Origin of the sequence: Nonomuraea maheshkhaliensis (assembly GCF_039529435.1) — a bacterium.
Taxonomy (GTDB): domain Bacteria; phylum Actinomycetota; class Actinomycetes; order Streptosporangiales; family Streptosporangiaceae; genus Nonomuraea; species Nonomuraea maheshkhaliensis.
The window spans coordinates 106,593-119,060 of the sequence record NZ_BAAAMU010000009.1; the positions used below are offsets into that span (position 1 = coordinate 106,593).

A 12,468-nucleotide genomic window follows, 5' to 3' on the forward strand; every position below is an offset into this window, starting at 1 on the left:
CGCGCACCAGCACAGCTCGCGCCACCCCATCACCGCGGGTCCATGGGCACCTGACAGGTGAGATCGCTGTACGCATCTTGCGAACGCCGTACGCTACGATGGGCGTTCAGCAAGGAGGAGGACTGAATGCCGGCCGAGAAGCAGCCCATCCCCTCGGTGTGGGCCCGCCCGCGTCCCCAACGGGAGCAGCCGTCGCTGAGTCGCGACCGGATCGTCTCCGAGGCCATCCAGCTCCTGGACGCCGAGGGCATCGACGCCCTGAGCATGCGCAGCCTCGGCGCCCGGCTCGGCGCGGGAGCCACATCCCTCTATCGGCACGTGGCCAACAAGGACGAGCTGATCGAGCTGGTTGTGGACGAGATCTACGGCGAGGTTCGGGTGCCCGCCGCCGACCTCGCACACTGGCGGGCTGCCGTCACCGACTCCGCCCACAGCCTGCGCTCGATGGTGCTGCGTCATCCCTGGGTCGTCTCCGTGCTCGGCCAGGTCGGGCTCGCCTATCTCGGGCCCAACCTGATGCGGCAGTCGGAGCGTATGCTCGCCCTGTTCAGAGCGGCGGGCTTCGCCGCTGACGAGGCCGATCAGGCCATGAAACTGCTCATCGCCTACGTCATCGGGATGACCACCAGCGAGGCCGCCTACCTGTCGGTGCTCGCCCGCAGCGGCCAGAACGAGCAGGACTGGCTGGAGAGCCTGCGACCGGCCACCGAAGAGGCTCTGCAGGAGTATCCGCTCCTGCGCGACGGGCGTGCCACGGTGCAGACCAAGGACCCGGAGCAGCTTCGCGCGGATTCCTTCGTCTACGGCGTCGAGCGCATCCTGGACGGCCTGGAGAGCAGGCTCGGCCGCACCTCTGCCCGGTGAGAACGGGGGGAGGGCGGCGGACGGCAGCCGTACGCGCAGGGCCGGAGTCCGGACTCCACCGGACGGGAGCCTGTGGGGGGCGTCTCGGCCGGTCGTTGCCGAGTAGCTCGGCGGGCTTGGTGTAGAGCTCGGTCACCCGGCGCTCGGCGGCGTCGTGCGTGGTGGGCGTTGTGGGCGGGGTCGCGTTGTGGGCGTTGTGGGCGTTGTGGGCGTTGTGGGCACGGTGTCCGCGAACAGCCGACGTACTTCACAATGAGAGCGATGTCAGCTCACCTCCTTGCACGAGCCACAGCCTCACTCCATGGCCTGGCTCTCGGCGACGCCTTCGGTTCCCAACTCTTTGTTCCGGCCAATCGTCACGCCTTCTCCTCTCGCTCTCTTCCGCCAGGCCCGTGGCAGTGGACGGACGACACCGAGATGGCGTGCTCCATCTATCGCGTCCTGGCGGATCACCGCACCATCGACCAGGACGAGCTCGCCACCAACTTCGCCAGCCGTCATGACTTCGACCGCGGATACGGTCCGGCGACGAACCGGATGCTCCGGCTGGTACGCGAAGGAGGCGACTGGCGGACGCTCTCCGCCGAGCTTTTCGACGGCAAGGGCTCCTGGGGCAACGGCGCCGCGATGCGCGTGGCACCACTTGGCGCCTGGTTCGCCGACGACCTGCAACAGGCCGTCCGACAGGCCGCCCTGTCGGCACAGGTCACCCACACCCATCCCGAGGCAGTGGCCGGCGCCATAGCCGTAGCGGTGGCGACAGCCGTAACCGTGGCGGAACCCGACCTGCCCGCCGGACACTTCCTCGATCGAATCAGCGAACACGTACCCGCGAGCATGGTCCACGACGGCATCACCGAGGCCCGGCAACTCCTCACCATCAGCGACCCCTCGCTAGCCGCCCAGGTGCTCGGGAACGGACGACAGGTCACCGCGCACGACACGGTGCCGTTCACCCTCTGGGTGGCAGCCCGGGAACGCCACGACTACGAGGCGGCCATATGGACCACGGCGGTGGCCGGAGGGGACGTCGACACCACCTGCGCCATCGTCGGGGGCATCGTCGCCGTTGCCGAGGGCATTCGCCTGCCACCACAGTGGAGGAGACGCTGCGAACCCCTGCCGGACTGGGCCGGCGCCCCGTCACTCGACCCCGAGCCCGCCCCATAGACAGTCGGACATAGCCTCACGCCTCTGATCCATATGGCCTGTCCACCGGTGACTTCGTGCCCGCCCTGGGCCAGTTCCTCGGCACCGGCGCCGGGCTGTCGGCGCCGGTCATCACCAAGCTCACCGAGCAGTGGAAGGGCGAGCAGCGCGTGTTCGCCGCCCGTGACCTGTCGAACGTCGACTACGCCTACCTGTGAGCTGATGGCATCCACGTCGACATTCGACTCCGGGGGCACAAGTCGTGCCTGCTGGTGCTGATCGGGGTGCGCGCCGACGGCCGCAAGGAACTCGTCGCCCTCGCAGACGGCTACCGCGAGTCGGCCGAGTCGCGGGCCGACCTGCTGCTTGATTGCGCCCGGCGCGGGTCACCAGCGACGTGGAAGAGCTGCTGGCCTGCTACGACTATCCGGCCGGGACTGGCGGCATCTGCGCACCACCAACCCGATCGAGTCCACCTTCGCCACAGTCCGGCACCGCACCAAGGTCACCAAGGGACCCGGCTCCCGTGCCGCCGACCTGGCCATGGCGTTCAAGCTGATCGAATCCGCTTAGACCCGCTGGCGCGCCGCCAACGGCGCCCACCCGGTCGCCCTCGTCCGTGCCGGCGCCACCTTCGTCGACGGCCAGCTCGTCGAACGACCCTCAGGATCACCCGTCCCCACAGCCGCCTAGGAATTCATGATCCACAGGTCTTGACTATTGCTCCGGAGCCGGCGGATGGAGCCGGTTCACGGTCACCGGAGAGCGCGGTTCTGCCCGACCGGGGTGTGCTCGACGCCGCCGCACCAGATGCGATGGATGTTCCGGGTAGCGCGAATGTCGCCAAGCGGGTCACCGTCGATCAGGATCAGGTCGGCGCGCAGCCCTGGCTCGACAGCACCGCGATCGGTGAGGCCGAACGCCTCGGCCGCGAGCCGGGTGGCCGCGCGTAGCGCCTCGGCGGGGCTCACACCGGCGTCGACCAGCAGTTCGAGTTCGTGGTGCAAGCTGGTGCCGGCTTCGGGCTGGAACGGCACGCCGGCCGTGTCATTCGTGTCGGTGCCTGCCACGATCCGCACTCCGGCCTGGTGAAGCAGGCCCACGCTGCGGCGGGCCCCTGCGAGTCCCTCCGGCCGTCCGATCGTTGCCGCGATGCCTTCCATCATGGTCATTGTCGGAACCACGGTGCAGCCGGCGTCCGCGATCCGGGCCACGACCGGCAGGTCCAGTGGTGGGCCGAGCGGGACGTGGGTGATGATGTCCGCACCGGCATCGAGGGCCATGATGACCGCGGCCTGGGACACGGCGTGCACCACGACCGGCTTGCCGTGGGCGTGCGCCGCGCGAGCCAGGGCCGTCACGGTTTCCTGGTCCGGGCCGCCTTCGCCCGGATCGGCCACGATCTTGATGTAGTCGCTGCCTTCGGCCAGCCGCGCGGCGACGAACGGCTCTGCCTGGTCCGGGCCGGTGACGATGGCGTCGGCCGGCATCGTCGGGATGCGCGAGTGCAGGCCGCCTGGGCCGATGGCGGGGGTGCCCGCGCTTCGCACGTCGCTCCCGCCCGGCACGCCGCGCAGCCTGGTCAATCGCCGCGCCGGCCAGGTCGCCATGTCCAGCCCTGTGGTGACCCCGTACGAGCAGAGTTTCTCCCGCGTGTCCTCGCCGCTGAGGTGAATGTGCGCATCGATCAGGCCGGGCAGCAGCACACCACCGTCAGCGTCGATGACCTCGGCACCGTCAGCGTCGACGCCGATCACGCCGCCGGCGATGACGACCGTACGTGGCTCGGACAGCCGATATCCGTCAAAGACCCGCACGCCCGTGATGGCAATTCGATCAGTCATAACCTTTCCTGCTTTCTTCATGGGCCTGAGCTGGTCAGCTCCGGGTGTGGCTGCCCTGGGTATCGTCCGTGCCGGCCCCGCCGCTGTCCGGCCGGGTGCGCATCGACCACCACAGTGCGGTCAGCGCCAGGAGCCCGGTGATGAACGCGGCGTAGCCGATGCCGGGACGGCCGGCCAGGCTGTAGCCGATGGCTCCGACGAGTCCGCCTGCGCTGATGCCGAGATAGATGGCGCTCTGGTGGAGGCCGAGCACGATGGGCGCCACATCAGGCGCCGCCGCGGCGACGCGCAACTGCTGCGGGACGTTGACCATCCAATGCAGCATCGCCCAAGCACCGACACTCAGCAGCACGAGCGGCATGGTGACCGCCACCAACGGGACTGCCAGGACCGCGACAGTGAGTGCGGGTGCGGCCGCCGCGATTGTGCGACCCGGACCGTACCGATCCGCCAGCCGTCCGGCGAGGAGGTTGCCGGCCATCGCCCCTGCTCCGAAGACGAGTAACGTCAGGAACTGGCGGCCCGGGTCGCCCCCGGTGGCCGGCAGCAGCACCTCGTCGATGAAGTTGTACACCGTCCAGCTTCCTGTCAGGCACAGCCATGTCGCCAGCAGGGTGGCGAGAACCCGCCGATCTCGCAGCGGCGCCACCCGTTGCCTGATTGCGACCGCGGGCGATCCGTCGAGCGCCGGTAGCGACAGGGTTCCGGCCATCGGCAGTGTGGCGAGGAGTGCGAGCAGGCCGAGCACCACGCGCCAGTTCGTCGCGCTACCCAGCCACGCACCGATCGGAAGGCCGAGGACGATGGCCGTCGTCAGACCACCCACCACAACTGCCACGGCGCGTCCTTGCCGATCTCCTGTGACCAGGCGACGTGTGACTGCGAGTGCGTTGGCGGTGTAGACGCCGGCGCCTACGCCGGCGATCACGCGCGCGGCGGCCGCACCGGGAAAGTCCATCGCGACCGCGGTCAGGGCGTTGCCGACGCCGAACACGGCCAGCGCGACGAGCAGCACCTGCCGTGGCGGCCGGTGCCCGACCAGAGTGGTGAGCAAGGGGCCGCCAAGTGCGTAGGCGAGCGCGTACACCACGATGAGCTGCCCGACCACGGCTCGGCCGGCGTGCAGGTCCGCGCTCATGCGGCCGAGCATGGGCGCGATGACGAACGTTGAGACCCCGACCACGAAGTTACCGGAAGCGAGCGTGAACAGCTTCGCGTTCATGGGGCTCCTCTCGGCAACGCGGGCGGGTCCCCGCCACGATGTAGTTGAAGATCTCAACCACGAGGGGACATGCTAACCCACGCTAGTTGAAATCATCAACCACTATCCTTGGCGCATGGATGATTCCGAATGGCTGGACGACGCCGAGCAGCGGGACTGGCGCTCCTTCGTCGAAGGGTCGGCGCTGCTGCTGGAACTGCGCGACCGTCGGCTTCGCCGCCACCACAACCTCTCGCTGGCGGACTTCGAGATCCTGGTGCGGCTGTCCGAGGCGCCCGAGGGCCGCCTGCGCATGGCCGAACTCGCCGAGCTGTCGTACTACTCCCGCAGCCGGTTGTCGCACACCGTCGCCCGGCTGGAGGCCCGCCGGCTCGTCCAGCGAGGCAACGACGACGAGGACAAGCGGGGTGTGGTCGCGTCGCTGACGGAGACGGGACGGGCGGTGCTCGTCAAGGCCGCCATGGACAACGTGCGAACCGTGCGCGAGCACTTCATCGACCTGCTCAGCCCGTCCGAACTGGAGGCGATCGGCCGGGCCTTCCGGACGGTGGCGGCCAAGGTCCGCCAGTCAGCCGAGTAACAGGCAGTAACCATGCGATGGCCCCGCCACAGTGTGAAGCTGGGGTGCCCAGCAGATTCCGGACAGTCGGCTACCTAAGGAGCCGCAGAAAAATCACTGGGCGCTTTGATCTGGTTCGGTTGTGGTCTGGGCGAGGGTTGAGAGATCTGGTGTGCCCCGACTTCGGTGGAGTCGCGTTCCTGGATTTCATGCCACCGTCGGTCACATGCCTCGGCACAGCGGGTTGGCAGAGTGCCACGAGCACTGACATGCGGCTTGAACCGCATGGATGGAGTTTGCGGCGAGCGCAGGTCGAAAGCCGCGAACTCGGTAGGCGTGGTCAGAGCCTCCACGGCGATCCTCTCCGAGGAGGCTCTGACCACTTGGCTATCTCATAGGCGCGGGTCCTGCTGGACCTTCAGGGCGTTGATGATCGGGTCGTGCTCGCCGATCTCGCGGAGAAACTCGACCTTCAGATCGCCACCGCCGTGCTCGACGGTGACCGTGTTCACGTCCGCGGTCAGCGCACCCACCTTCTTCTGCACGTCGTGGTCGTGGAGCACGGCTTCGCCGTCGACCAGGACGTCGAAGGCACGCTTGCCGACCTTGACCTTCTCGATCTCCGCGAAGTCGAGGCCGATCCGGTACATCCCGGCGGGCGCGTTCTTGAAGACGTAGGCGAACGTCTCACCGGTCCGCTGGGTGCGGAACAGGTCGTCGTCCTCCGTGCCGCCGATGCCGGCCTTGGTGGTACGCGCCTTGCCGCCGACGTAGCCCCACGGCCGCGAGCCGAGTTGCTGGTCGGGCGACCAGACGAAGCCGTCGGCGCCGACGTGCCCGGGGCCGCCCGCGTCGACGCCCTTCCAGTAGGACGAGGTCGCCAAACGAACCGGCCTGAGCTGGGCTTCGCCCTTGCCGGCGTTCGACGCCACGAGCACGTCCCCGACGAGCACGCCGGGCTCGACGGCGGCGTTGTCGGCCGTTGCCGTGACCGTGGTGGACTCGCCGGCCGCGAGCTTGACCGTGCCGGCCGCGGCCGCGCCCGTGAGGGTCAGCCACGGAAGGTCGGCGGCCTCGTGCCCGCCGTCGCTGGTGCGCTTCTGCTCGCTGAGCCGCACCTCGAGCGGGGCGGAGCCGGTGTTGGTCACGGTCACGCCGGCGGTCGCCTTCTGGTCCGGGCCGAGGAGCCAGTCGAGGTCACCTCCCGTGACGGTCGCGACGCCCGTGGTCAACGCCGTGTCGACCACCTCGGCCTGGTCCTTCTTGGCGATGGTCACGGGGTGGGCGGCCGTGACGTAGTTCGGCGCCCAGACCTGCACGGTGTTCGCACCGACCAGCGCCTGGGCCTTCCACCGGCCCTTCGCATCGGCGGTGATGACCCGCTCACCGTTCGGCCCGGTGAGCGTGACGATCGCGCCCGCGATCGGCTTACCGTCGTTCTTGTCGGTGACCGTGCCCTCGATCGTGCCGGCTGCCGGGAGGGTGTACTCCAGCCCCAGACCGGCCGTCAGGATGGGCTGGTTGAAGGAGTACTGGCTCGCGGGGTTGCGCGTCAGGCTCTCCAGGCCGACCGTCGCCGACGACCCGCGGGTGACGGGGTTGTCGCCGCCGATGCCGTCGCCGTACCCGATCTGGATGCGGCCGTCCGCGATCAGGGTGACCGAGAAGCTCACCCGGGCCGTCCTGTCACTGTCGAAGGTGGCGTTGCGCCACTCGACGACCTCAGCGGCCAGGCCGTCCACCTCGGTGGTGCCGAAGTAGATGCCCGCCTCGTCGTCGACGATCAGGTCGTCCCAGAACGGGAAGATCGCGTCGAACGCGTATGGCGACGGCAGCGCCGTGTTGCTCCCCAGGGCGCCGGCCCGGTCGAAGATCAGCGAGCCGTTCGTCGTCACACACACGCCGTCCCAGGCCGTGTCGTAGAACGGGAACAGGAAGCTGGAGTCGAACCACAGCACGCCGCAGACGTCATCGCCGTGCCACCCGGAATCCTCCGTACCCTGGCGGTAGAGCCCGTCGGTCACCTTCATCGCGTACGAGCGACCGGCGGGGGCCACGGGCACGGGGCCCGGCTCCGGCTCCTCGGGCTGGGGCTCCGGCTCCGCCTTGTCTCCGCGCGGATCGAGCGTCACGCGCAGCGCCGCGATGCTCGGAGCCCGCAGACCCTTGCTGCCCCGCAGCTCCACGGTCAGCGGACCGCCGTCGTGCTGCACGACGGCGGTGTGCCAGTCGGCGGTGTTGGAGCGGACGGCTCGCACGGGGTCGTAGGCGTACTGCGTCAGCTCGTCGTCGATGAGGACGTCGAACACCCGCTTGCCCGGCTTGACCTGCTCGATCTCGGCGAACCCGAGGTCGACGGCGTAGGTGCCCTTCGGCGCGTCGGGGAACGTGTAGACCAGGTCCTTGCCCGGCGTGGTGCGCTGGGCCTGGAACAGGGCGTCGTCCTCGGTGCCCGCGATCGGGGCCCTCGTGGAGATCGTCCTGCCCTTCCCGGTGTAGCCCCACGCCTTGCCACGGGCCGCCTGGTCACCGGACCAGGTGTAGCCGGAGGCGTCGGTGAACGAGGGGCCGCCGGCGTTGACGCCGACCTGGTACTTCGTGGTCGTGAGCGTCACCGGGACGTAGGTCTTGGGCTGCCGCCCGGAGTCGGACCGCACGATGATGTTCGCGCCGAGAGTGCCCGGGTCGGCGTCCTTCGAGGAGATCGAGACCTTGACCGTCGTCGACTCGCCCGGGGCAAGGGTGCCGCCGGTCGAGGAGAGCGACAGCCAGGGCAGGTCGGTGACCAGGTCGTCCTCGACGTCGACCAGCACGACGTCATCGGCGATCTGGTCCGCTGCCCACAGCGCCCCGGTCGCGTCGGTCTCGAGGCCGCCGCCCTGGCCCGCCTTCTGGCCTGGGAACCACCACGCGTTGACGAGCGAGCAGTCGTCGGGGTCGACCTGCAGCAGGCGGGTGGGCCTGTTCGAGGTGAGGTCGGTGTACCAGATGGTGTCGGAGGCCTGGTTGTAGGCCAGGCCCATCACCTCGGGCAGCGGCGGGGCGCAGAAGGACAGCAGCGCACCCGCGTTGTCGTGCGAGGTCCCGGCGACGGTTCCGATCATGCCGTTCGCCCGGCCGCCGACGTAGAACACGTCCTCGGTGGGGTTGTAGGCGAGTCCGGTCAGCTGCAGCGTGGACCAGTCGCCCTTGATCTGCCGGGTCTCCTTTCCTGTCTCCCGGTCGAAGCAGTGGATGTAGCTGGCCGGGCTGTCTTCCATCTGGCACATGTCACCGGTCTTGGTGTCGAGCGCCATGTCGAATGCCCGGTACTTGGGGTTCCACGAGGCGTCGAAGACCTTGCCGGTCCGCTTGCCCGTCACGGTGTAGGCGGTGTTGGTCCGCGCGTTGTAGTCGTGGACCCAGACGTCCCCGTCGTACCCGATGCCGGAGGGTTCCTTCTCCGCGATCGTGCCCGGGATCTCGATGCGGGTGATGACGTCGCCGCCGGAGGTCGTGCCGACCTTGCCGGCCGCCTTCGCCTCCGCGGCGCTCGCCGTCGCGGCCTTGCCGTCGACGTTCGACGGCTTCATGCCGCTCGCACCGGCCTTCCACGCGGTGAGGTCGATCGTGCTGTCCGCACCCTTCCCGGTGCGCGTGGTGGCGCCGGGAGCGTCGAGCTCGGGGTGGCGCGCGGCCTCGCCCAGGTCGTACGTGAGCGGGGCGGAACCGGTGTTGGTCAGCGTCAGCGAGCCCACACCGTTCTGGCCGGTTCCCATCACGGCGTCGAGGCCGCTGGCCTTCAGACCGGCGACGCCCGTGCTGAGGCGCGCGTCGATCGTCGCCTTCGCGTAGAGCTTGTCGAGGGTGAAGTCGTACGACCCCGTCACGTAGTTCGGCGCCTCGACGGTCATCGTGTAGCCGCCGACCGGCAGCTGGCGACGCACGACGCCCGTCCCGTTGGTCGTGACGCTCTCGACGAGGCCGTTCTTGCCGGTGAACAAGACCTTGGCCCCGGACACCGGCAGGCCGTCGTTCTTGTCGACGACGGTCGCGTCGAGGTAGCCCCAGTCGGGAAGATCGTAGGTGACGATCATCCCGTCGTGGAGCACCGGGACGTTCTCGGAGAACCGGATGCCGTCCACACCGGCCCAGCCCTGGATGCCGGTGATGGTGCGGGCGCCGCCGGTCACCGGGTCGTCGGTCCCGATGCCGTCGCCGTACCCGAAGATCACCTTGCCCGAGCGGGTGAGCGTGGCCGAGAAGCTGACCGGCTCCGTGTACTCGGACCGGATCGGGTAGGCCCAGATCTTGGCGTCGCGGTACTCGATGACGAACGCGTCCTCACCGTCGACCTTGGTGGCCGCCGTGAACACTCCCCCGCCGGGGGCGAACTGGACGGGGGACTGGACGTAGAACGGGAAGATGCCCGCACCGCCGCTACCGGGTCCGGTGGAGGTGTCCGGGGAGATCACGCCGCGCAGGCCGATTCCGAGGGTGTCGTGGCTGCCGTTGTAGAGCGCGATCGGGAACGGCAGCTTCACCGTCGCCCACACGCCGCTCGTGAAGGTGACCGGGTCGGTGCCGCGCAGGTACTCCCCCTCAGAGAGGGAGCAGCTGTAGCCGCCCTTGTCGACGACGAGCCCGACCGGGATCTCCAGCGGCTTGTTCTCGGCACCGACGGTCAGCGGGACGGACGCCGGCGAGAAGCAGGCGTTGGGCGTGACGGCGAGCCCGTACTGGCCCTCCGGCACACCGGCGATCGTGAACGCGCCGTTGGCGTCCGTACGCACGGCGTCCAGCGGCGTGTCCTTGACGGAGACGTCGGCGTTCGGGACGGGCTGCTTCTTGTCGTCGATGACCCTGCCGCTGATGTCGTGGCGCGCGGCGGCGGTGAGGGCGACCTCGACCGAGGTGTTCTGGCCGAGGGTGATCGTGGCGCTCGCGGTCGCGGGCAGGTACCCGAAGACCTTGGTGCTGATCTGGTAGTCGCCGACCGGGAGGCTTACCGTGAACCGGCCGTCCTTGTCGGTCCCGACGGACCGGCTGAACGGTCCGCTGATCATCACGTCGGCGCCGGAGACCGGGGCGCCGTCGGCGGCGACGACACCGGTGAGGGTGCCGCCCTGCCGGGGTGCGAGCTCGAGCAGGCGGACGAGGTCGAGCCGGCCTTCGCCGTACTTGTTGTTGAAGCCGGCGGTGCCGCCGCACTCGGTGTCGTCGACGTCGGCGGCCGACTCGGCCAGCAGGCGGCGGGTCTCCTCGACCTGCCCGATGAGGGTCGGGTCGTAGCTCCACAGGCCGGCGACGGCGCCGGCGACGTGGGGAGCCGCCATCGACGTGCCGGACATCTCGGTGTAACTGTTATTCGGGTAGGACGAAGTGACGGCGACGCCCGGAGCGGAGATCTCGGGCTTGATCCGGCCCTCTTCACCCTCGCCCTTACGGGAGAACAACGCGAGCGTGCCGTCAGACGCGTAGGCGCCGACCGAGTAGGCACTCTCGGCGGAGCCGGGCGAGGAGACGGTGTCGCACGCCGCGTACGGCGTGGTGTTGCCCGACGACCAGACGCTGAAGATGCCCGCGGCGCTCCAGGCCTCGTCGATGGCCCGGAAGAAGTCGTCGAAGTTGTGCTCGGCGTTCTGGCCCCACGAGTTGTTGATGACGTGGGGGCGCTTGGACGGGTCGGCGTTGTTCCCGTTGACGTCGGTCGGGGCGAGCAGCCACCAGCCGGACTTGAGCAACGACTCGACGCCGGTGCTGTCGCAGCAGCCGTTCGTCGCGATCCACTGCGCGTCCGGGGCGACGCCGACGTGGTTGGTGCCGTCGTCGCCGACCATGGTGCCCATGGTGTGCGTGCCGTGTCCGTTGTCGTCGCACGGCGCTCCGGTGCACGTGCCCCGGGTGGCCATCCAGTTGTAGTTGTGGTCGACGGTGCCGTCGGGCTTCCTGCCGCGGTACTGCCGCGTCAGGGCGGGGTGGTCGAATTGAACGCCCGAGTCGAGGTTGGACACGGTGATGCCCGCACCGGTGGCCCCCTTGGCCCAGGCCTCGGGGGCGTGAATGGCGTCCAGACCCCACGGGACGCTGCCGTCCTCGGCGGTGGCCTTGGGGGTGGCGGGGCGGGCGGCCTGGTCGTCCGGCGTCTTCTCGTCCACGGGCTCGACCAGCGCGACCTGTGGCGACGCGTGGATCTCGGCGACCTGCCCGACCGAGGCGACGTCGAGTGCGAGCTGCTGCGTGCCGCCCTTGACGAGCACGGCGTTGACGAGCGGGTAGGACGTGTACTTCACGCCCGCCGCGTCGAGTTCGGCGGAGACGGACTCCGCGGAGGTCTTGGCCGCGCCCTTCAGCGCGTCGTAGACGAACTGACCGCGAGCGGTCCAATCGGCGATCTTCTTCGCCGGCGCGAGGTCGGCCTTGGTGTCGAACGTGATCCAGAAGTCGGCGACCGGCTCCGTGCGGAAGCGGCCCTTCAGATCCGACGCGATCTTGTCGGCGGGTGCACCGGGATCCGGCTCAGCGGCCGACGCCGGTGGTGGCGAGATCATGCTCAAGCCGACCGCTAAGGCCAGCGAAGTGACGAGGGCTTGCAGTCTCACGTGGGGGGTCCTCCGGCCTACAGGGGTTGGTAGGGGTCGTGGCTCTCGTCATCGCCGTCATCGACGTCATCCCGGGTGTCGGGGGCGTCAGGGGCGCCGGGGGCGTCAGGGGTGCTGACGCGCGACAGCTCAAGTGGTCGCTGGTGCTCGATGAGGGAGTCGTCGCGCGCGACAGGTCGCTCAGGCATGCACTGCCCTAGGGCCATGGATCATGGAGTCATGCTCGGGGTGACGAGCGAACTTCGCTAT

Annotated in this window: 7 protein-coding genes and 1 pseudogene; 4 read left to right on the forward strand and 4 right to left on the reverse strand. The window is 69.3% G+C overall.

The features are described from left to right. Positions 1 to 126 precede the first annotated feature (126 nt). From ABFX54_RS08760 to ABFX54_RS08770, 3 genes and pseudogenes are all read left to right on the forward strand, one after another. Positions 127 to 864, forward strand: coding sequence for a TetR/AcrR family transcriptional regulator (locus ABFX54_RS08760; RefSeq protein ID WP_346103020.1), 738 nt, complete (start codon positions 127 to 129; stop codon positions 862 to 864). Positions 865 to 1,125: 261 nt separating this feature from the next. Next, entirely contained in the window at positions 1,126 to 2,034 is a 909-nt protein-coding gene (locus ABFX54_RS08765) for an ADP-ribosylglycohydrolase family protein (RefSeq protein ID WP_346103022.1), read from the forward strand. Positions 2,035 to 2,066: 32 nt separating this feature from the next. Further along, positions 2,067 to 2,706, forward strand: a pseudogene (locus ABFX54_RS08770) (transposase); the annotation flags it as partial. A gap of 62 nt (positions 2,707 to 2,768) precedes the next feature. Here the strand turns inward: ABFX54_RS08770 and ABFX54_RS08775 are convergent. Together ABFX54_RS08775 and ABFX54_RS08780 are read right to left on the reverse strand one after the other, a co-directional pair. Further along, a complete protein-coding gene (locus ABFX54_RS08775; RefSeq protein ID WP_346103024.1) occupies positions 2,769 to 3,857 on the reverse strand; it encodes an amidohydrolase family protein in 1,089 nt (362 codons plus the stop codon). A gap of 34 nt (positions 3,858 to 3,891) precedes the next feature. Further along, entirely contained in the window at positions 3,892 to 5,079 is a 1,188-nt protein-coding gene (locus ABFX54_RS08780) for an MFS transporter (protein ID WP_346103026.1), read from the reverse strand. A 115-nt stretch (positions 5,080 to 5,194) separates the two neighbouring features. On the opposite strand from ABFX54_RS08780, the gene ABFX54_RS08785 reads away from it, so the two are divergent. Beyond that, positions 5,195 to 5,659, forward strand: coding sequence for a MarR family winged helix-turn-helix transcriptional regulator (locus tag ABFX54_RS08785; RefSeq protein WP_346103028.1), 465 nt, complete (start codon positions 5,195 to 5,197; stop codon positions 5,657 to 5,659). A gap of 371 nt (positions 5,660 to 6,030) precedes the next feature. Here the strand turns inward: ABFX54_RS08785 and ABFX54_RS08790 are convergent, their stop codons facing one another. Together ABFX54_RS08790 and ABFX54_RS08795 are read right to left on the reverse strand one after the other, a co-directional pair. Then, on the reverse strand, positions 6,031 to 12,219 hold the full coding sequence (locus tag ABFX54_RS08790; RefSeq protein WP_346103029.1) for a S8 family serine peptidase: 6,189 nt from the start codon (positions 12,217 to 12,219) through the stop codon (positions 6,031 to 6,033). Between the two features lie 17 nt (positions 12,220 to 12,236). Further along, positions 12,237 to 12,407, reverse strand: coding sequence for a hypothetical protein (locus tag ABFX54_RS08795; protein WP_346103031.1), 171 nt, complete (start codon positions 12,405 to 12,407; stop codon positions 12,237 to 12,239). Between the last annotated feature and the right edge of the window lie 61 nt (positions 12,408 to 12,468).

What these genes read in the sequence shown, in the direction of transcription:
- ABFX54_RS08785 (WP_346103028.1), top strand. Translation starts at nt 5,195, where the DNA reads ATGGATGATTCCGAATGGCTGGACGACGCCGAGCAGCGGGACTGGCGC.
- ABFX54_RS08795 (WP_346103031.1), bottom strand. Translation starts at nt 12,407, where the DNA reads ATGCCTGAGCGACCTGTCGCGCGCGACGACTCCCTCATCGAGCACCAG.
- ABFX54_RS08765 (WP_346103022.1), top strand. Translation starts at nt 1,126, where the DNA reads ATGTCAGCTCACCTCCTTGCACGAGCCACAGCCTCACTCCATGGCCTG.
- ABFX54_RS08760 (WP_346103020.1), top strand. Translation starts at nt 127, where the DNA reads ATGCCGGCCGAGAAGCAGCCCATCCCCTCGGTGTGGGCCCGCCCGCGT.
- ABFX54_RS08775 (WP_346103024.1), bottom strand. Translation starts at nt 3,857, where the DNA reads ATGACTGATCGAATTGCCATCACGGGCGTGCGGGTCTTTGACGGATAT.
- ABFX54_RS08780 (WP_346103026.1), bottom strand. Translation starts at nt 5,079, where the DNA reads ATGAACGCGAAGCTGTTCACGCTCGCTTCCGGTAACTTCGTGGTCGGG.